The 19,558-nt window shown below is 52.3% G+C and carries 21 protein-coding genes; 12 read left to right on the top strand and 9 right to left on the bottom strand.

Features of this window, described 5'->3' with window-relative positions:
* Positions 1-55: 55 nt before the first annotated feature.
* The 4 genes from ACJHX7_RS12260 (at position 56) to yfeX (ending at position 2,548) form a co-directional block, all read left to right on the top strand.
* A complete protein-coding gene (locus ACJHX7_RS12260; RefSeq protein ID WP_000406000.1) occupies positions 56-481 on the top strand; it encodes a GNAT family acetyltransferase in 426 nt (141 codons plus the stop codon).
* Positions 468-917: a DUF2919 domain-containing protein gene (locus tag ACJHX7_RS12255; RefSeq protein WP_001296281.1), complete on the top strand. Its 450-nt coding sequence runs from the start codon at positions 468-470 to the stop codon at positions 915-917. Before ACJHX7_RS12260 ends, ACJHX7_RS12255 begins: the two co-directional genes overlap by 14 nt.
* 60 nt (positions 918-977) lie before the next feature.
* A complete protein-coding gene (locus tag ACJHX7_RS12250) occupies positions 978-1,553 on the top strand; it encodes an RpoE-regulated lipoprotein (RefSeq protein ID WP_000838948.1) in 576 nt (191 codons plus the stop codon).
* A gap of 95 nt (positions 1,554-1,648) precedes the next feature.
* Positions 1,649-2,548 (top strand): porphyrinogen peroxidase, encoded by a 900-nt coding sequence (yfeX, locus tag ACJHX7_RS12245; protein ID WP_000084590.1) that lies wholly within the window; start codon positions 1,649-1,651, stop codon positions 2,546-2,548.
* Positions 2,549-2,605: 57 nt separating this feature from the next.
* Here yfeX and pbp4b read toward each other — a convergent pair whose 3' ends face one another.
* From pbp4b to murQ, 3 genes are read right to left on the bottom strand one after another with little or no spacing between them, the layout of a single operon-like run.
* Positions 2,606-3,910: a penicillin binding protein PBP4B gene (pbp4b, locus tag ACJHX7_RS12240; protein ID WP_094029985.1), complete on the bottom strand. Its 1,305-nt coding sequence runs from the start codon at positions 3,908-3,910 to the stop codon at positions 2,606-2,608.
* A gap of 4 nt (positions 3,911-3,914) precedes the next feature.
* A complete protein-coding gene (murP, locus tag ACJHX7_RS12235; protein WP_094029986.1) occupies positions 3,915-5,339 on the bottom strand; it encodes a PTS N-acetylmuramic acid transporter subunit IIBC in 1,425 nt (474 codons plus the stop codon).
* Between the two features lie 3 nt (positions 5,340-5,342).
* On the bottom strand, positions 5,343-6,239 hold the full coding sequence (murQ, locus tag ACJHX7_RS12230) for an N-acetylmuramic acid 6-phosphate etherase (RefSeq protein ID WP_001175613.1): 897 nt from the start codon (positions 6,237-6,239) through the stop codon (positions 5,343-5,345).
* Between the two features lie 163 nt (positions 6,240-6,402).
* Here murQ and murR point away from each other — a divergent pair, with 163 nt between their 5' ends.
* The 7 genes from murR (at position 6,403) to cysM (ending at position 13,194) form a co-directional block, all read left to right on the top strand.
* Positions 6,403-7,260 carry an HTH-type transcriptional regulator MurR gene (murR, locus tag ACJHX7_RS12225; RefSeq protein ID WP_000966459.1) on the top strand — a complete coding sequence of 286 codons (858 nt, stop codon included), beginning with the start codon at positions 6,403-6,405 and terminating at the stop codon, positions 7,258-7,260.
* Between the two features lie 128 nt (positions 7,261-7,388).
* A complete protein-coding gene (ucpA, locus tag ACJHX7_RS12220; protein ID WP_000517443.1) occupies positions 7,389-8,180 on the top strand; it encodes an SDR family oxidoreductase UcpA in 792 nt (263 codons plus the stop codon).
* Positions 8,181-8,337: 157 nt separating this feature from the next.
* Positions 8,338-9,354 (top strand): thiosulfate/sulfate ABC transporter substrate-binding protein CysP, encoded by a 1,017-nt coding sequence (gene cysP, locus ACJHX7_RS12215; RefSeq protein ID WP_000290223.1) that lies wholly within the window; start codon positions 8,338-8,340, stop codon positions 9,352-9,354.
* The gene (gene cysT / locus ACJHX7_RS12210; protein WP_000458420.1) at positions 9,354-10,187 is read left to right on the top strand and encodes a sulfate/thiosulfate ABC transporter permease CysT; all 834 of its coding nucleotides are present in this window, start codon (positions 9,354-9,356) and stop codon (positions 10,185-10,187) included. Before cysP ends, cysT begins: the two co-directional genes overlap by 1 nt.
* Positions 10,187-11,062, top strand: a complete 876-nt coding sequence (gene cysW, locus ACJHX7_RS12205; protein WP_000852686.1) for a sulfate/thiosulfate ABC transporter permease CysW — start codon at positions 10,187-10,189, stop codon at positions 11,060-11,062. Before cysT ends, cysW begins: the two co-directional genes overlap by 1 nt.
* Positions 11,052-12,149, top strand: a complete 1,098-nt coding sequence (gene cysA, locus ACJHX7_RS12200; protein ID WP_000021031.1) for a sulfate/thiosulfate ABC transporter ATP-binding protein CysA — start codon at positions 11,052-11,054, stop codon at positions 12,147-12,149. Before cysW ends, cysA begins: the two co-directional genes overlap by 11 nt.
* A 133-nt stretch (positions 12,150-12,282) precedes the next feature.
* A complete protein-coding gene (gene cysM, locus ACJHX7_RS12195; protein WP_075862024.1) occupies positions 12,283-13,194 on the top strand; it encodes a cysteine synthase B in 912 nt (303 codons plus the stop codon).
* Positions 13,195-13,196: 2 nt separating this feature from the next.
* On the opposite strand, the gene ACJHX7_RS12190 is transcribed toward cysM, so the two are convergent.
* A complete protein-coding gene (locus tag ACJHX7_RS12190; protein ID WP_000719965.1) occupies positions 13,197-13,565 on the bottom strand; it encodes a YfeK family protein in 369 nt (122 codons plus the stop codon).
* Between the two features lie 104 nt (positions 13,566-13,669).
* On the opposite strand from ACJHX7_RS12190, the gene pdxK reads away from it, so the two are divergent.
* Positions 13,670-14,521: a pyridoxine/pyridoxal/pyridoxamine kinase gene (pdxK, locus tag ACJHX7_RS12185; RefSeq protein WP_094029987.1), complete on the top strand. Its 852-nt coding sequence runs from the start codon at positions 13,670-13,672 to the stop codon at positions 14,519-14,521.
* A 42-nt stretch (positions 14,522-14,563) separates the two neighbouring features.
* Here the strand turns inward: pdxK and crr are convergent, their stop codons facing one another.
* From crr to cysZ, 5 genes are all read right to left on the bottom strand, one after another.
* Positions 14,564-15,073 carry a PTS glucose transporter subunit IIA gene (gene crr / locus ACJHX7_RS12180; protein ID WP_000522247.1) on the bottom strand — a complete coding sequence of 170 codons (510 nt, stop codon included), beginning with the start codon at positions 15,071-15,073 and terminating at the stop codon, positions 14,564-14,566.
* A gap of 40 nt (positions 15,074-15,113) precedes the next feature.
* Positions 15,114-16,841: a phosphoenolpyruvate-protein phosphotransferase PtsI gene (gene ptsI, locus ACJHX7_RS12175; protein ID WP_000623136.1), complete on the bottom strand. Its 1,728-nt coding sequence runs from the start codon at positions 16,839-16,841 to the stop codon at positions 15,114-15,116.
* 44 nt (positions 16,842-16,885) lie between these two features.
* Complete coding sequence (gene ptsH / locus ACJHX7_RS12170) at positions 16,886-17,143, bottom strand: phosphocarrier protein Hpr (RefSeq protein ID WP_000487600.1); 258 nt, start codon at positions 17,141-17,143, stop codon at positions 16,886-16,888.
* A 383-nt stretch (positions 17,144-17,526) separates the two neighbouring features.
* Positions 17,527-18,498, bottom strand: a complete 972-nt coding sequence (gene cysK / locus ACJHX7_RS12165; protein WP_000034402.1) for a cysteine synthase A — start codon at positions 18,496-18,498, stop codon at positions 17,527-17,529.
* 184 nt (positions 18,499-18,682) lie between these two features.
* Positions 18,683-19,444: a sulfate transporter CysZ gene (gene cysZ, locus ACJHX7_RS12160; protein ID WP_000254839.1), complete on the bottom strand. Its 762-nt coding sequence runs from the start codon at positions 19,442-19,444 to the stop codon at positions 18,683-18,685.
* Positions 19,445-19,558: the final 114 nt, after the last annotated feature.

Below are 19,558 nucleotides of genomic sequence, written 5' to 3'. Positions count from 1 at the left end.
TTCGACCGTTCACGCCATAATCAGCCTTTTAACCCGCAAAAAGGTAACGAATACCATGGAGATACGCGTATTTCGCCAGGAAGATTTCGAAGAGGTCATCACCCTTTGGGAGCGTTGCGACTTGCTGCGTCCGTGGAACGATCCGGAAATGGACATCGAGCGTAAGATGAACCATGACGTCAGTTTGTTTCTGGTCGCTGAGGTAAACGGTGAAGTGGTCGGAACGGTGATGGGCGGTTATGACGGGCATCGCGGGTCTGCTTATTATCTTGGCGTGCATCCAGAGTTTCGTGGGCGTGGGATTGCTAATGCGTTGCTTAATCGGTTGGAGAAAAAGCTGATTGCTCGCGGCTGCCCGAAAATTCAGATCAACGTGCCGGAAGATAACGACATGGTGCTCGGAATGTATGAACGCCTGGGATATGAACACGCCGACGTGCTGAGTCTGGGTAAGCGTTTGATTGAAGATGAAGAGTACTGAGTTTCATCCTGTCCATTATGATGCGCACGGTCGCCTGCGTTTACCCTTGCTCTTCTGGCTTGTGCTATTGCTTCAGGCGCGAACCTGGGTGCTGTTTGTCATTGCCGGTGCGTCGCGCGAGCAGGGTACTGCGCTGCTGAATCTGTTTTATCCCGATCACGATAATTTCTGGCTGGGGTTGATTCCCGGTATTCCGGCGGTGCTGGCATTTTTGCTGAGTGGTCGGCGGGCTTCATTTCCCCGTATCTGGCATGTGCTCTATTTTCTGTTGCTGTTGGCGCAAGTGGTTTTACTTTGTTGGCAACCGTGGCTGTGGCTGAACGGTGAATCCGTTAGCGGTATCGGTCTGGCGCTGGTAGTGGCGGATATCGTGGCGTTAATCTGGCTGCTGACCAATCGACGTTTACGCGCTTGTTTTAATGAAGAAAAAGAATAACGGCACTTTTTGGTGAATTTGCACTCCAAGCAACGTTATTGAATAACCAAAGGAAGTGACATGAAATCGCTGCGTTTAATGTTATGCGCTATGCCGTTGATGCTGACCGGCTGTTCCACGATGTCGTCAGTTAACTGGTCGGCCGCTAACCCGTGGAACTGGTTTGGATCATCCACCAAAGTGAGCGAGCAGGGCGTGGGTGAATTAACGGCGTCCACACCACTGCAAGAACAAGCCATTGCTGATGCGCTTGATGGCGATTATCGCCTGCGCAGCGGAATGAAAACCGCGAACGGCAACGTGGTGCGCTTTTTTGAAGTGATGAAAGGCGACAACGTGGCGATGGTGATTAACGGTGATCAAGGCACGATCAGCCGCATTGATGTGCTGGATAGCGATATTCCTGCTGACACCGGTGTTAAAATCGGTACACCGTTTAGTGACCTTTACAGCAAAGCATTTGGCAATTGCCAAAAGGCCGACAGTGATGATAATCGTGCCGTCGAATGTAAAGCCGAAGGCAGTCAACATATTAGCTACCAGTTCAGCGGGGAATGGAGTGGCCCTGAAGGGTTAATGCCTTCGGACGATACCCTGAAAAACTGGAAAGTCAGTAAAATTATCTGGCGGCGTTAATTTGCGTCTGAACAAACCGCCGCCGCGAAAAAACACGTAAAATAGCGCCCAACAATGCCACGGATTGCGTGGCATTATTATTTTCAGGAGGAACAATGTCTCAGGTTCAGAGTGGCATTTTGCCAGAACATTGCCGCGCGGCGATTTGGATCGAAGCCAACGTGAAAGGGGAAGTTGACGCCCTGCGTGCGGCCAGTAAAACATTTGCCGACAAACTGGCAACTTTTGAAGCGAAATTCCCGGACGCGCATCTTGGTGCGGTGGTTGCCTTTGGTAACAATACCTGGCGCGCTCTGAGCGGCGGCGTTGGGGCCGAAGAGCTGAAAGATTTTCCGGGCTACGGTAAAGGTCTTGCGCCGACGACCCAGTTCGATGTGTTGATCCACATTCTTTCTCTGCGTCACGACGTGAACTTCTCTGTCGCTCAGGCGGCGATGGAAGCCTTTGGTGACTGCATTGAAGTGAAAGAAGAGATCCACGGCTTCCGTTGGGTTGAAGAGCGTGACCTGAGCGGCTTTGTTGACGGTACAGAAAACCCGGCGGGTGAAGAGACGCGCCGCGAAGTGGCTGTTATCAAAGACGGCGTGGATGCGGGTGGCAGCTATGTGTTTGTGCAGCGTTGGGAGCACAACCTGAAGCAGCTCAATCGGATGAGCGTTCACGATCAAGAGATGATGATCGGGCGCACCAAAGAGGCCAACGAAGAGATTGACGGCGACGAACGTCCGGAAACCTCTCACCTGACCCGCGTTGATCTGAAAGAAGATGGCAAAGGGCTGAAGATTGTTCGTCAGAGCCTGCCGTACGGCACCGCCAGTGGCACTCACGGTCTGTACTTCTGCGCCTACTGCGCGCGTCTGCATAACATTGAGCAGCAACTGCTGAGCATGTTTGGCGATACCGATGGTAAGCGTGATGCGATGTTGCGTTTCACCAAACCGGTAACCGGCGGCTATTACTTTGCGCCGTCGCTGGACAAGTTGATGGCGTTGTAAGCGTTTCTGATTCATTGATTAAAGGCCAGGCAGTAACATTACTGACTGGCCTTTTTATTACTTCTGCTTCAACGCCGCATATACCTGATCAACAACCCAACCATAAGTTGCAATCGGCAACTGACCGCTTTCGAACATATTGGGATTCTTTTGCGGATCGGCTACTGGCGAATGCGGCTTATTGCTTAACATCACAATCGCCATATGATTCACCGGATCGATAACGGTCACCGTCCCTGTCCAGCCAGTGTGACCGTAGGTTTGCGGGCTTGCCAGCGTGCCAAACGTCGGCGTCATGGTGGCATTACCATTCACGCGCCAGCCAAGGCCAAAAGTGGCATCTTCCTTAGAGCTGGTGGTGAACATCTTCACCGTTTCCGCACTGAACAGCTGCACATCACCATAGCCACCGCCGTTCAGCATCGTTTGCATTAACACCGCAATATCGCCGGTATTGGAAAACAAACCTGCGTGCCCGGAAACACCGCCCATCGAATAAAAGGCTTTTTCATCGTGCACCTGACCCCAGAGAGTGGAGGTGCGGATATTCGGGAAATGGATCACGCCATCGCGGGTATTGCCGTTCAGTTCCGTGGCGGCAATTTGCTGTGGTTTAAAGCCTTTCAGCAGCGGATTAAATACCGTGTGCGTCAGGCCGAGCGGGCGATAAATCGACTCTTCAACATAGCGGTCAAGTGGCTGACCGGTAACCGACTCGACGATAAATCCAAGCAGCATATAATCGACATCGCTGTAGATATGCTTGCTGCCGGGCTGATACTCCAGCGGCGTGCGCTTGATCATCTCCAGCGTCTGGCCTTTATCCTGGGAATATAACGCGCCCGCGACCGCTTTATTCGGGTATTGCGGATCTGCCGGGAAACCGCCGCTGTGATGCAGCAGATCAGAAATCCGCAACGTGTTTTTGCCTTTAATGGTGTCATTTGGGTTATCGGCAAATCCCGGAATATATTTCGCAATCCGATCGTCAGGATGCAGTTTGCCTTCGCTCATCAGCTTTTGCAGCGCGAAGTTAGTGGCGTACATCTTGGTGTTTGAGGCCAGATCATACAGCGTCCCGGTGGTGGCTTTTACAGGCTGCGCCATTAACGCGCTGCCATCGTACTTTTTCGCCGCGCCCCAGGCTTTGCGATAAACAATCTGATTATCTTTTATAATCAGCAGGTTTACGCCGGGATAACCGGCATCAACTTGCTGGCTTATCCAGCGATCCATCTGATTAAGCCGTTCGACGTTAAACCCTGCTTTCTCTGGCGAACTTTCTGTCAGAACAGGGTATTTTGCGGCGCTGACGCTACAGCTGACAGCCAGCAGAGAAAGATAGAGCATTGTCCGTTTCATATTATCAGTCCAGATTGACGTTACGGCAGCCAAAGAGCGTGGTGAAAATAAACCCGCAAACCCATGCCACCAGAATCCCGCCTGCATAAACCGCCATTGCCGGAAGGATGCCTTGCGCGGAAGTCATCAGCGGCAGCGCCACCAGACCAGACGGCCCGAATGCGCTGTTTAAGCCCATCGGCAGACCCCACCAGGCTATCAGTCCGATAAACAAACCGCCCGCCGCGCCGCCTAAGCAAGCGGTAACAAACGGTTTCATGCGGGGCAGGGTGACGCCGTAAATCAGCGGTTCGCCAACGCCCAGCAGACCAGGAATAATCGCCCCGCGGACCTGACTGCGTAATGCGCTATGCGGTTGCGCCCGCCAGTAGAGCGCCAGCGCTGCGCCCACCTGGCCCGCGCCTGCCATTGAAAGGATGGGAAATAAGCTGTTGAATCCCTGGCTGTCCATTAACGCCAGGTAAACAGGAATAAAGCCCTGATGTACGCCAAATACCACGGCGATCAGGAACAGCCCGGCTAAAACCGCACAACCGAGCGGATTACTGTTCAGGTGCATAAACAGCCACGACATACCTTCGAATAACCAGCCACCCAGCGGCATAATGATCAGGTAGGCCAGCGTAGCGGTGAGCAGCAGGGTGATTAACGAGGTCAGCAGCATGTCGAGATCGTCGGGCATAAAGCGGCGCACCATGCCTTCGATGCGGGCGCAGGCCCACGCGGCAATCAACACGCCGATAATATTGCCGCGCGGATCGATGGGCAGACCAAAGAAATCGTGAAATCCGGCGTAGTAACCCGTGGTTGCAGCTGGGTTATAACCGAGCAAAAAGAGCGCGGCGATAATTGCGCCATTTACGCCCGTGCCGCCGAATGCCTGGGCCGCGTTATAGCCCACCAGAATCACCAGGAAGGTGAACAGGCCTTTGCTGAACACCTTCATAAAATTCAGCGCATCGGGTAGTGTTCCCTGAGCATCTGCCGGAACGTGCATCACCGTGGCAATTAACGTCGCTATTCCCAGCAACAGACCAGCGGCAATAAAACCGGGGATCAGCGGCGTGAAGATGGTGGCGAATTTGGCGAGAAATTGTTGCACGCCGGAGGTTTGTTTGGCTTTTAACTGACGTTTATTCTGAGCGGCGATTTCTGCGGCATCTTGTACCGGGGCTTCTCCCAGCAGTTCGCTCATCGCTTTTGCGGCACGATGCGCTTTACCTGGTCCAAAAACGACCTGTACCTGATCGCTGGTCAAAATAACGCCCTTCACGCCTTCCAGCGTTTTGATATTGGGATCAACCAGTGAACTGTCATGTACACCCAGACGCAGGCGCGTCATACAGTTACCACAACTGGCGATATTTCCCGGTCCACCGACCCGGGTAAGAATGGTGTTCAGAAGTTCACTGCTGATCTCTTTGGCCATGGGTTATTCCTTGTCTAAAACCTGACGAATAAAGCCGCCGTGTTGATCCAGGCGTTTTTTTGCTTCTGCGGCATCGAGATTTTTCAGCACCATCACAATGGCCGTTTTACAGTTGCGCTCGCAGGCAATTAACGCTGTTTCCGCTTGTTCGGCATTACATCCGGTGGCGTTTTTAACGATATTGACCTGGCGCACATGCAGTTTTTCGTTGGTGGCGACCACATCGACCATCAGGTTGCCGAACACTTTGCCGGATTTAATCATCAGCCCGGTGGAGAGCATATTGAGCACCAGTTTCTGCGCTGTGCCTGCTTTCATTCGCGAAGAACCGGTAACCACTTCGGCACCTACAATCGGTGTAATGGCAAACTCAGCGGTGGTGGAAACGGCGCTCCCCGGATTACAGGAAATTCCCACTGTACGGCAGCCGAGTTGGCGCGCGTATTCCAGCCCGGCAATCACATACGGTGTGCGTCCGCTGGCCGCAATACCAACCACCACATCCTGCGCGGTTAAGCCGATATTTTTCAGATCATTAACACCACCTTCCCGGCTATCTTCCGCGCCTTCCACCGCGTGCTGAATGGCATATTCGCCGCCAGCAATCAAACCAACCACCAGACCTGGTTTCACGCCGTAGGTCGGCGGACATTCGCTGGCATCCAGAATCCCCAGACGACCTGATGTTCCCGCACCGAGATAAATCAGACGCCCGCCGCCGCTTACCTGGGCGTGGATAACATCGATTGCCGCGGCGATATCCGGCAGTACGCGCTCAACGGCAAGCGGCACGGTTTTATCTTCATCGTTGATAATCCGGCACATTTCCAGCGTTGATACGCGGTCAATTTCAGCAGAGGCGGCATTCGAGCCTTCAGTAATCATCTTTTCAAGTTGCATCGGTGGTGACCTTACTATTTACGATCAAATAATTGCAGATGTATGGAATCATATATCCCGAATTGACAGACTTAAAGGAATCATTGAGTCTACACTCGCAGAGTGTGAAGAGCGTCATAAGAACTTAAGCGGAATTTTTGCTGCCAGCCCAGGAGAGTGGAAGATGTTGTACCTGACGAAAATACGCAATGCGGAAAGTGAATTTACCGGGAACGAGCAAAAAATTGCTGACTTTCTGCGGGCCAACGTGAGTGAGCTGAAATCCGTCTCTTCGCGCAAGATGGCGAAACAGCTCGGCATCAGCCAGTCGAGTATTGTGAAGTTTGCCCAGAAGCTCGGCGCGCAAGGATTTACTGAATTGCGTATGGCGTTAATTGGCGAATACAGTGCCAGCCGGGAGAAAACGAATGCCACGGCGCTGCACCTGCACAGTTCGATTACCAGTGATGATTCGCTGGAAGTGATTGCCCGTAAACTGAATCGCGAAAAAGAGCAGGCGCTGGAGCAAACCTGCGCATTGTTTGACTACGCGCGGCTGCAAAAAATCATTGAGGTCATCAGTAAAGCACCGTTTATCCAGATAACGGGCCTGGGCGGGTCGGCGCTGGTGGGGCGCGATCTGTCGTTCAAACTGATGAAAATTGGTTATCGCGTGGCCTGTGAGGCCGACACCCACGTACAAGCCACCGTTTCTCAGGCGCTAAAAAAAGGCGATGTACAAATCGCTATCTCTTACAGTGGCAGTAAAAAAGAGATTGTCTTGTGCGCCGAGGCAGCGCGAAAGCAGGGGGCGACGGTGATTGCCATTACCTCATTAACCGATTCCCCGCTGCGGCGGCTGGCGCATTACACCCTCGATACCGTTTCTGGCGAAACCGAATGGCGCAGCTCGTCGATGTCCACCCGCACGGCGCAAAATTCTGTTACCGATTTACTGTTTGTTGGCCTTGTGCAACTCAATGATGTGGAGTCATTGAAAATGATTGAGCGCAGCAGTGAGCTAACGCAACGCCTGAAATGATGCATAAAGCAGCGACTGGATTGAGATTTTCCTGAATTAGTGAGCTGATCCGCAGCAATATTTTGTTTATCCTGTATTTTCAGAGGGAATGGAGTGTAACGCTCTGTATTAACAAGGAGAGCATTAAAATGGGTAAACTCACGGGCAAGACAGCACTGATTACGGGCGCATTGCAGGGAATTGGCGAAGGAATTGCCAGAACTTTTGCGCGTCATGGCGCAAACCTAATCTTGCTGGATATCTCCCCTGAGATCGAAAAGCTGGCGGACGAACTGTGTGGTCGTGGTCATCGCTGTACGGCGGTTGTCGCCGATGTGCGTGACCCGGCGTCGGTCGCCGCAGCTATCAAGCGTGCGAAGGAAAAAGAAGGGCGCATTGATATCCTGGTGAATAACGCAGGCGTTTGTCGTCTGGGAAGTTTCCTCGATATGAGCGATGAAGATCGCGATTTCCATATTGATATCAATATAAAAGGCGTATGGAACGTCACGAAGGCGGTGTTGCCGGAGATGATTGCCCGCAAAGATGGTCGCATTGTGATGATGTCTTCAGTCACTGGCGATATGGTGGCCGATCCGGGTGAAACGGCGTATGCCTTAACGAAAGCGGCGATTGTTGGCCTGACTAAATCGCTGGCGGTGGAGTACGCGCAGTCTGGTATTCGCGTTAACGCCATCTGCCCCGGATACGTTCGCACGCCAATGGCGGAAAGCATTGCCCGCCAGTCGAACCCGGAAGATCCAGAATCGGTGCTGACTGAAATGGCGAAAGCAATCCCGATGCGTCGCCTCGCCGATCCGCTGGAAGTCGGCGAACTGGCGGCCTTCCTCGCATCGGATGAATCCAGCTATTTAACCGGTACACAGAATGTGATTGATGGCGGCAGCACACTGCCGGAGACGGTTAGCGTCGGCATCTGATTCACCTCTGTTTCCTCCCTGCATTTGTGGGGAGGATTTCGTCTTATTCCCTTTTCAACTTCCAAATCACCAAACGGTATATAAAACCGTTACTCCTTTCACGTCCGTTATAAATATGATGGCTATTAGAAAGTCGTTAAATTTATAAGGGTGCGCAATGGCCGTTAACTTACTGAAAAAGAACTCACTCGCGCTGGTCGCTTCTCTGCTGCTGGCGGGCCATGTACAGGCAACGGAACTGCTGAACAGTTCTTATGACGTCTCCCGCGAGCTGTTTGCCGCCCTGAACCCGCCGTTTGAACAGCAATGGGCCAAAGATAACGGCGGCGACAAACTGACGATTAAACAATCTCATGCCGGGTCATCAAAACAGGCGCTGGCGATTTTACAGGGCTTAAAAGCGGACGTTGTCACTTATAACCAGGTGACCGATGTGCAGATCCTGCATGATAAAGGCAAGCTGATCCCGGCTGACTGGCAGTCGCGCCTGCCGAATAACAGCTCGCCGTTTTACTCCACCATGGGCTTCCTGGTGCGTAAGGGCAACCCGAAGAATATCCATGACTGGAACGATCTGGTGCGCTCCGACGTGAAGCTGATTTTCCCGAACCCAAAAACCTCCGGTAACGCGCGTTATACCTATCTGGCGGCATGGGGCGCAGCGGATAAAGCTGACGGTGGCGACAAAGCCAAAACCGAACAGTTTATGACCCAGTTCCTGAAAAACGTTGAAGTGTTCGATACTGGCGGTCGTGGCGCGACCACCACTTTTGCCGAGCGCGGCCTGGGCGATGTGCTGATCAGCTTCGAGTCGGAAGTGAACAACATCCGCAAACAGTATGAAGCGCAGGGCTTTGAAGTGGTGATTCCGAAAACCAATATTCTGGCGGAATTCCCGGTGGCGTGGGTCGATAAAAACGTGCAGGCCAACGGTACGGAAAAAGCAGCAAAAGCTTACCTGAACTGGCTCTACAGCCCGCAGGCGCAAACCATCATCACCGACTATTACTACCGCGTAAATAACCCGGAGGTGATGGACAAACTGAAAGACAAATTCCCGCAGACCGAACTGTTCCGCGTGGAAGACAAATTTGGCTCCTGGCCGGAAGTGATGAAAACCCACTTCACCAGCGGCGGCGAGTTAGACAAGCTGTTAGCGGCGGGGCGTAACTGATGTTTGCAGTTTCATCAAGACGCGTGCTGCCGGGCTTTACCTTAAGCCTCGGCACCAGTCTGCTGTTTGTGTGCCTGATTTTGCTGCTGCCGCTCTCCGCGCTGGTGATGCAGCTCTCTGAGATGAGCTGGGCGCAGTACTGGGAGGTGATCACCAACCCGCAGGTGGTCGCAGCCTATAAAGTGACGCTGCTGTCGGCGTTTGTCGCGTCGATTTTTAACGGCGTTTTCGGTCTGCTGATGGCGTGGATCTTAACCCGCTATCGCTTTCCGGGCCGCACGCTGCTTGATGCGCTGATGGATTTACCCTTTGCGCTGCCAACGGCAGTCGCCGGTTTAACGCTGGCTTCGCTCTTTTCCGTGAACGGTTTTTACGGTGAATGGCTGGCGAAGTTTGATATCAAAGTCACCTATACCTGGCTGGGGATCGCGGTGGCGATGGCCTTTACCAGCATTCCGTTTGTGGTGCGTACCGTGCAGCCGGTGCTGGAAGAGTTAGGCCCGGAATATGAAGAAGCGGCGGAAACGCTTGGTGCAACGCGCTGGCAGAGTTTCTGCAAAGTGGTGCTGCCGGAACTTTCTCCGGCGCTGGTGGCGGGCGTGGCGCTGTCGTTTACCCGTAGTCTTGGTGAATTTGGCGCGGTGATTTTCATCGCCGGGAACATTGCCTGGAAGACGGAAGTGACGTCGCTGATGATTTTTGTTCGCTTACAGGAGTTTGATTACCCGGCGGCGAGCGCGATTGCTTCGGTGATCCTCGCGGCATCCCTGCTGCTGCTGTTCTCAATTAACACTCTGCAAAGTCGCTTTGGTCGGCGTGTGGTAGGTCATTAATGGCGGAAGTGACACAATTGAAGCGTTATGACGCGCGCCCGATTAACTGGGGCAAATGGTTTCTGATTGGCATCGGGATGCTGGTTTCGGCGTTCATCCTGCTGGTGCCGATGATTTACATCTTCGTGCAGGCGTTCAGCAAAGGGCTGATGCCGGTTTTACAGAATCTGGCCGATCCGGACATGCTGCACGCCATCTGGCTGACGGTGATGATTGCGCTGATTGCCGTGCCGGTGAACCTGGTGTTCGGCATTCTGCTGGCCTGGCTGGTGACGCGCTTTAACTTCCCCGGACGCCAGTTGCTGCTGACGCTGCTGGACATTCCGTTTGCCGTGTCGCCGGTGGTTGCCGGTCTGGTGTATCTGCTGTTTTACGGCTCTAACGGCCCGCTCGGTGGCTGGCTGGATGAGCATAACCTGCAAATTATGTTCTCCTGGCCGGGAATGGTGCTGGTCACCATCTTCGTGACCTGTCCGTTTGTGGTGCGCGAGCTGGTGCCGGTAATGTTAAGCCAGGGCAGCCAGGAAGACGAAGCAGCGATTTTGCTGGGCGCATCTGGCTGGCAGATGTTCCGTCGCGTCACGCTGCCGAACATCCGCTGGGCGCTGCTTTATGGCGTGGTGCTGACCAACGCCCGCGCGATTGGCGAGTTTGGTGCGGTGTCGGTAGTTTCCGGCTCGATTCGCGGCGAAACACTTTCGCTGCCGTTACAGATTGAATTGCTGGAGCAGGACTACAACACCGTCGGCTCCTTTACCGCTGCCGCGTTGTTGACGCTGATGGCGATTATCACCCTGTTTTTAAAGAGTATGTTGCAGTGGCGTCTGGAGAATCAGGAAAAACGCGCGCAGCAGGAGGAACATCATGAGCATTGAGATTGCCAATATTAAGAAGTCTTTTGGTCGCACCCAGGTGCTGAACGATATCTCACTGGATATTCCTTCTGGTCAGATGGTCGCATTGCTGGGGCCGTCCGGTTCCGGGAAAACCACGCTGCTGCGGATTATCGCCGGGCTGGAGCATCAAACCAGCGGGCATATTCGCTTCCACGGCACCGACGTCAGCCGCCTGCATGCGCGCGATCGTAAAGTCGGTTTCGTGTTTCAGCATTACGCGCTGTTCCGCCATATGACGGTGTTCGACAATATCGCTTTCGGCCTGACGGTGCTGCCGCGTCGCGAGCGCCCGAATGCCGCAGCTATCAAAGCGAAAGTGACAAAATTGCTGGAGATGGTGCAGCTTGCCCATCTGGCAGACCGCTATCCTGCGCAGCTTTCCGGCGGCCAGAAACAGCGTGTGGCGCTGGCGCGCGCGCTTGCCGTAGAACCGCAAATTCTGCTGCTTGATGAACCGTTTGGCGCGCTGGATGCGCAGGTGCGTAAAGAGTTGCGTCGCTGGCTGCGTCAGTTACATGAAGAGCTGAAATTCACCAGCGTGTTTGTGACCCATGACCAGGAAGAAGCGACCGAAGTAGCCGATCGTGTAGTGGTGATGAGCCAGGGCAATATCGAGCAGGCTGATGCACCGGACCAGGTATGGCGCGAACCAGCGACCCGTTTTGTACTCGAATTTATGGGCGAAGTTAACCGCCTGCAGGGAACCATTCGCGGCGGGCAGTTCCATGTTGGCGCACATCGCTGGCCGCTGGGCTATACACCTGCGTATCAGGGGCCAGTGGATCTCTTCCTGCGTCCGTGGGAAGTGGATATCAGCCGCCGTACCAGCCTCGATTCGCCGCTGCCGGTACAGGTACTGGAAGCCAGCCCGAAAGGCCACTACACCCAATTAGTCGTGCAGCCGCTGGGGTGGTACAACGAAGCACTGACGGTCGTGATGCACGGCGACGACGCCCCGCAACGTGGCGAGCGTTTATTCGTTGGTCTGCAACATGCGCGGCTGTATAACGGCGACGAGCGTATTGAAACCCGCGATGAGGAACTTGCTCTCGCACAAAGCGCCTGATAGGTTGAGTGGATGTTAAACGCCCGGAGGCGCTTCCCGCGATCCGGGCTTTTTAATGGCAAGGTTTGTAACCTGTAGGCCTGATAAGACGCGCAAGCGTCGCATCAGGCAACACCACGTATGGACAGAGATCGTGAGTACATTAGAACAAACAATAGGCAATACGCCTCTGGTGAAGTTGCAGCGAATGGGGCCGGATAACGGCAGTGAAGTGTGGTTAAAACTGGAAGGCAATAACCCGGCGGGATCGGTAAAAGACCGTGCAGCGCTTTCGATGATTGTCGAGGCGGAAAAGCGCGGCGAGATTAAACCGGGTGATGTGTTGATCGAAGCCACCAGTGGTAACACCGGCATTGCGCTGGCGATGATTGCCGCGCTTAAAGGCTATCGCATGAAATTGCTGATGCCCGACAACATGAGCCAGGAACGCCGTGCGGCAATGCGTGCCTACGGTGCGGAACTGGTTCTGGTCACCAAAGAGCAGGGCATGGAAGGTGCGCGCGATCTGGCGCTGGAGATGGCCAATCGTGGTGAAGGAAAGCTGCTCGATCAGTTCAATAATCCCGATAACCCTTACGCCCATTACACCACTACCGGACCGGAAATCTGGCAGCAAACCGGCGGGCGCATTACCCATTTTGTCTCCAGCATGGGAACAACCGGCACTATCACCGGCGTGTCACGCTTTATGCGCGAACAATCCAAACCGGTGACGATTGTTGGCCTGCAGCCGGAAGAAGGCAGCAGTATTCCAGGCATTCGCCGCTGGCCTGCGGAATATCTGCCGGGGATTTTCAACGCTTCTCTGGTGGATGAGGTGCTGGATATTCATCAGCGCGATGCGGAAAACACTATGCGCGAACTGGCGGCGCGGGAAGGGATTTTCTGTGGCGTTAGCTCCGGCGGCGCGGTTGCCGGAGCACTGCGAGTGGCAAAAGCTAACCCTGGCGCGGTGGTGGTGGCGATCATCTGCGATCGTGGCGATCGCTACCTTTCTACCGGGGTGTTTGGGGAAGAGCATTTTAGCCAGGGGGCGGGGATTTAAGATTATTGCGCAGGCACCGTTTTATCCGTCTGCGCAATTAACGCATGTAAAAAAGGCTGTGCGTTCTCATCGCTCTTACCGGGCATCTTCACGATATACGGCTTCCCGGTAATCGATGACGACGAGGCCACCTTGTCAATAAACTGCTCGGCTGTATCAATGCGATTACGGGTATTGCCCAGCTTCAGTCGCAGATGAGAAACCGCTTCATCGCAGGTATGTTCATCACCGTTACGCACAAATATTAAATCCTTTTTCTGTGCTAATCCCTCCAGCATAGCGTTGATACGGGCTTCTTCATGGGCAGTTAACTTCGCATAAGCGGGGAGTGTCATTAGCAGCGTAACGACCAGACAAATGATTTTCTTCACTGAATTACCTTATCCTTGTTTTGTAATAGCCGATTTGACTGCCAGAATCAGGTAAAGTTTCGGTTGGAATACGATGAGGATCATCGGCAAGGAGAAAAAATTAAATGAGTAGTTTGTTGTTGTTTAACGATAAGAGCAGGGCACTGCAGGCGGATATCGTTGCCGTGCAGTCGCAGGTAGTGTACGGCAGCGTAGGCAACAGCATTGCGGTGCCTGCTATCAAACAGAACGGCCTGAATGTCTTTGCCGTGCCGACGGTATTGCTGAGCAATACGCCGCATTATGACACTTTCTACGGTGGTGCGATTCCGGATGAATGGTTTAGCGGTTATTTGCGTGCGCTTCAGGAGCGTGATGCGCTGCGCCAGCTGCGCGCTGTCACCACGGGCTATATGGGAACGGCATCGCAAATCAAAATCCTTGCCGAGTGGCTGACTGCGCTACGCAAAGATCATCCTGACCTATTGATCATGGTCGATCCGGTGATTGGCGATATTGATAGCGGAATTTATGTCAAACCTGACCTTCCCGAGGCGTATCGACAATATTTACTGCCGCTGGCGCAGGGAATTACCCCCAATATCTTTGAGCTGGAAATCCTGACCGGTAAAAATTGCCGCGATCTCGACAGTGTCATTGCTGCCGCAAAAAGTCTGCTTTCAGACACATTAAAATGGGTGGTGGTTACCAGCGCCTCCGGTAACGAAGAAAATCAGGAGATGCAGGTGGTGGTGGTGAGTGCCGACAGCGTGAATGTCATTTCCCATTCACGGGTAAAAACCGATCTGAAAGGGACTGGCGACCTGTTTTGTGCTCAGCTTATCAGTGGTTTGCTGAAAGGGAAGGCGTTAAACGATGCGGTGCACCGCGCGGGGTTGCGCGTACTGGAAGTGATGCGCTATACCCAGCAGCATGAGAGCGATGAATTGATTTTGCCGCCGCTGGCGGAAGCATAAAAAAATGGCGCCGATGGGCGCCATTTTTCACTGTGGCAAGAATTACTTCTTGATGCGGATAACCGGGGTTTCACCCACGGTTACGCTACCGGACAGTTTGATCAGTTCTTTGATTTCGTCCATGTTGGAGATAACAACCGGAGTCAGGGTAGACTTGGCTTTCTCTTCCAGCAGCGGCAGATCGAATTCAATCACGGTATCGCCAACTTTCACGCGCTGACCTTCTTCAGCAATACGCTTGAAGCCTTCGCCTTTCAGTTCAACGGTGTCGATACCGAAGTGGACGAACAGTTCAACGCCGCTATCAGATTCGATAGAGAACGCGTGGTTGGTTTCAAAGATTTTACCAATGGTGCCGTCTACAGGCGCGACCATTTTGTTACCCGTTGGTTTGATAGCAATGCCATCACCAACGATTTTTTCCGCAAAAACGACATCCGGCACGTCTTCGATATTGACGATCTCGCCAGAGAGCGGAGCAATGATCTCAATAGTTCCGGTATCCTTCTTGTCGTCGGAAACCAGAGATTTCAGTTTATCGAACAAACCCATGATCTTCTCCTAAGCAGTAAATTGGGCCGCATCTCGTGGATTAGCAGATTGTTTTTTCTTCAATGAACTTGTTAACCAGCGTCATTAACTCGTCCGTTGTCGGTTGAGCAAGAGCCTGCTCTGCTAACACCTTCGCATCTTCGAAGTTCGTGTTACGGATAATCTTCTTAATGCGCGGGATAGAAATGGCGCTCATAGAGAATTCGTCCAGACCCATCCCCAGCAACAGAAGTGTAGCACGTTCATCGCCAGCAAGCTCACCACACATGCCAGTCCATTTGCCTTCAGCATGAGAAGCATCAATAACTTGCTTGATCAAGTTCAGCACGGACGGTGACATTGGCTGGTAAAGGTGTGAAATCATATCATTACCACGGTCAACTGCCAGAGTGTACTGCGTTAAATCATTGGTGCCGATACTAAAGAAATCAACTTCTTTGGCTAAATGACGTGCAATTGTTGCGGCAGCCGGTGTTTCCACCATTACGCCGATTTCAATTGACTCGTCAAACGCTTTACCTTCGTCGCGCAGTTCCTGTTTGTAGATTTCGATCTCTTTGCGCAGTGCACGCACTTCTTCAACAGAGATGATCATCGGGAACATGATGCGCAATTTACCGAAAGCCGAGGCACGCAGGATAGCGCGGAGCTGATCGCGCAGGATCTCTTTACGATCCATCGCGATACGGATAGCGCGCCAGCCGAGGAACGGGTTCTCTTCTTTCGGGAAGTTCATGTATGGCAGCTCTTTGTCGCCGCCGATGTCCATGGTACGAACGATAACCGCCTGCGAGCCACACGCTTCAGCCACTGCTTTGTAAGCAGCAAACTGTTCTTCTTCAGTGGGCAGCGCGTCGCGGTCCATGAACAGGAACTCAGTACGATACAGACCAACGCCTTCAGCGCCGTTACGCTCTGCACCTTCAACGTCACGAACCGTACCAATGTTAGCGCACACTTCTACCTGGTGACCGTCCAGCGTAATAGCTGGCAGATCTTTCAGTTTAGCAAGCTCTGCTTTTTCAGAAGCCACTTGCTCCTGAACAGCGCGCATTTTATCAATAACTTCGTTGGTTGGATTGACGTAAACCTGATTATTTACGGCATCCAGAATCAGATAGTCGTCATTTTTCACCTGAGAGGTGACGCTACCGGTACCCACGATAGCAGGCAGTTCCAGAGAACGCGCCATGATAGAGGTGTGGGAAGTACGGCCACCCGCGTCGGTGATGAAACCCAGCACCTTCTTCAGGTTCAGCTGTGCGGTTTCGGACGGCGTCAGGTCAGCGGCAACCAGAATGACTTCATCCTGAATGGCGCTCAGGTCGATAATCTTCAGGCCCAGGATGTTGCGCAGCAGGCGCTTACCGATATCACGTACGTCAGCCGCACGTTCTTTCAGGTATTCATCATCCAGCTCTTCCAGGGCAGAAGCCTGACCTTCGATAACTTCATGAGCAGCTGCGTCAGCTGTCATGTGCTTATCTTTAATCAGGGCTATGATTTCCTGCTCCAGCTCCTCATCTTCGAGCAGCATAATATGCCCTTCAAAGATGGCTTCTTTTTCTTCACCGAACGTTTCACCAGCTTTCGTTTTGATCGTTTCCAGCTGGGCTGATGCCTTGGCACGACCGCTCAGAAAACGTTCAACTTCCTGATCAACCTGGTCGGCAGAAATTTTTTTCCGGTCAATGACAATTTCGTCTTCTTTCAGAAGCAGAGCTTTACCGAAAGCGATACCCGGGGATGCTAAAATGCCTGAAATCATAACCCTACCTTACTTGTGACTGATTTTTAAAAGAACCCGGGAAATTACTCGAGTTCCGCCATCAGTTTAACCAGATGTTCAACCGCTTTCTGCTCGTCTTCGCCTTCTGCGGAGATAGTCACAACGGTACCTTGAGTCAGGCCCAGAGTCTGCAGTTTAAACAGGCTTTTCGCGCTGGCGCTTTTGCCGTTGGAAGTCACAGTAATTTCAGAAGTGAAGCCCTTAGCTTCTTTTACAAACTGGGCAGCAGGGCGGGTGTGCAGACCGTTCGGAGCGGTAATGGTAACTTCTTGCTGGAACATTGTATTTCCCCAACTTATAGGTTTAGTGTTGTGGAACTAAAGTCTAGCCTGGCGGTTCGACTTTAGCCTGTATTGTTAGCGCCAGTTTTTAACAGACGCGACGCACGAAGAGCGCAATACAGTCCATTGCTGGCGGGTGTTGACCGCTGACGTTTCGTACGTCATTAAACATTATGCCGCTAAAGGAAGAATTGAACCAAATCATAAAATCGATTCAGCTTTGGCTTTTCCTGTAACGATTAATTTCGCGCATCAAAATAATTAGTCTGGTTAAATACCAGTTCCGACAGGCTGAATCAATGCCAGGAGGGGCGAAAGTTTGAAGCAGGCCACAAAAAAGCACCTGAAAAGGTGCTTTTTTACGCATTTTTAACAAGCTGGCATTACTGTTGCAGTTCTTTCTCAGTGAAGAGATCGGCAAACAATGCGGTGCTTAAATAACGCTCACCCGATGATGGTAGAATAACCACAATATTCTTGTTGGTAAAGCTTTCATCTTCTTGTAGTTTCAACGCCGCGGCAACAGCTGCTCCAGAAGAGATACCAGCAAGAATACCTTCTTCTTCCATCAGACGACGTGCGGTAGAAATGGCTTCTTCATTGGTGATGCCAATGACTTTGTCGACCAGCTTGAGATCGAGGTTAGCCGGGATAAAACCAGCGCCAATACCCTGAATTTTATGCGGGCCAGGTTTAATCTCTTCACCTGCCAGCGCCTGGGCGATAACTGGAGAATCGGTTGGCTCAACGGCGACAGAGATAAGATCGGTCTTGCCTTTGGTGCCTTTAATGTAGCGGCTGACGCCAGTCAGCGTACCGCCAGTCCCAACGCCAGCAATAAATACATCAACCTGACCGTCGGTATCTTCCCAGATCTCCGGACCGGTGGTTTTTTCGTGAATTTCAGGGTTTGCCGGATTGCTGAATTGTTGCAGCAGCAGGTATTTCTCTGGATTGCTGGCGACAATTTCTTCTGCTTTTTGGATTGCGCCTTTCATGCCTTTAGCACCTTCGGTCAGCACCAGGTTTGCACCTAACGCTTTCAGCAGCTTGCGGCGTTCAATACTCATGGTTTCTGGCATGGTCAGGGTAAGTTTGTAACCGCGAGCGGCAGCGACATAGGCCAGTGCAATCCCGGTATTACCGCTGGTTGGTTCAACCAGTTCAACGCCTGGTTTCAGCACGCCGCGCTTTTCGGCATCCCAAATCATGTTGGCACCGATACGGCACTTAACGCTGAAGCTGGGGTTACGAGATTCCACCTTCGCCAGAATGCGTCCGTTACCGATGCGATTCAGGCGAACCAGCGGCGTGTGACCGATAGTCAGCGAGTTATCTTCAAAAATCTTACTCATGGCCTGTCCTTAACTGTATGAAATTGGGATACAACAGGTAGCATACCCGCTCAGAGAATATGCGGAAGTAAGGATTTAGCATATCTATATGCAGAAGGGAAATAATGACATGCAAGATGGAATAAGGGGCGGCATAAGCCACCCCTGTTTCACACAAGCGGTTTACAAAATAACCGGTAGATTGTTACCGCCACATGGCGTGTTTATCGCGATAGCAATCGACCCACATCGCCGTCGCACCACAAACGGCAACGGGCATGATGAACAGATTAAGCAACGGGATCATCGTAAACAGGCTGGTTAAAGCACCAAACTGCATATTGGTGATTTTGCGTGTGCGCAGGGCGGTGCGCATCTCTTTAAACGGCACTTTGTGGTTATCGAAGGGGTAATCGCAATACTGGATGGCTAACATCCAGGCGCTAAACAGGAACCATAGTACCGGCGCGACGGTTTGCCCAATACCAGGGATGAAGTAAAGAATTAGCAATACAATTGCGCGCGGCAGATACCAGGCAAATTTTTGCCATTCGCGTTTCATGATTCGCGGCACATCTTTCATGATACCGAAAATCCCGGTATCTGGCGGTGTAGCGCCAGTCAATCGTGCTTCCAGTTGTTCAGCCAATAAACCATTGAACGGAGCGGCAATCCAGTTAGCAATCGTTGAGAAGAAATAGCCAAACACTAACAGCACAGAGATGACAGCCAGAGGCCACAACAGATAGCTCAGCCATTGTAACCAGTCCGGAACATAACTCATGAGCGTCGGGATCCAGACATCGAGCTGCGTAAATAGCCACCAGAATGCGCCCCCCATCAACAAAATATTGACCAGCAGCGGTAAAATAACGAAACGCCGAATCCCAGGTTGCGAGACGAGCTTCCAGCCTTGCGCAAAATAGTAAAAACCGCTGCGTGGGGCAGATGTGAATGATGAAACCATAATCAGGATGAGCTCCTTTTGACCAATCCCAGGAAAATTCTGCGTATTTTACCGGGTAATTGCGCAATGGACAGTTAGGATATGTTCGAAAAAACAGCAAAAAGCACGATTTCA

This window comes from Escherichia sp. WS1451 (genome assembly GCF_046487365.1).
GTDB lineage: Bacteria > Pseudomonadota > Gammaproteobacteria > Enterobacterales > Enterobacteriaceae > Escherichia > Escherichia coli.
This window is presented reverse-complemented; position numbering and strand designations above follow the sequence as displayed.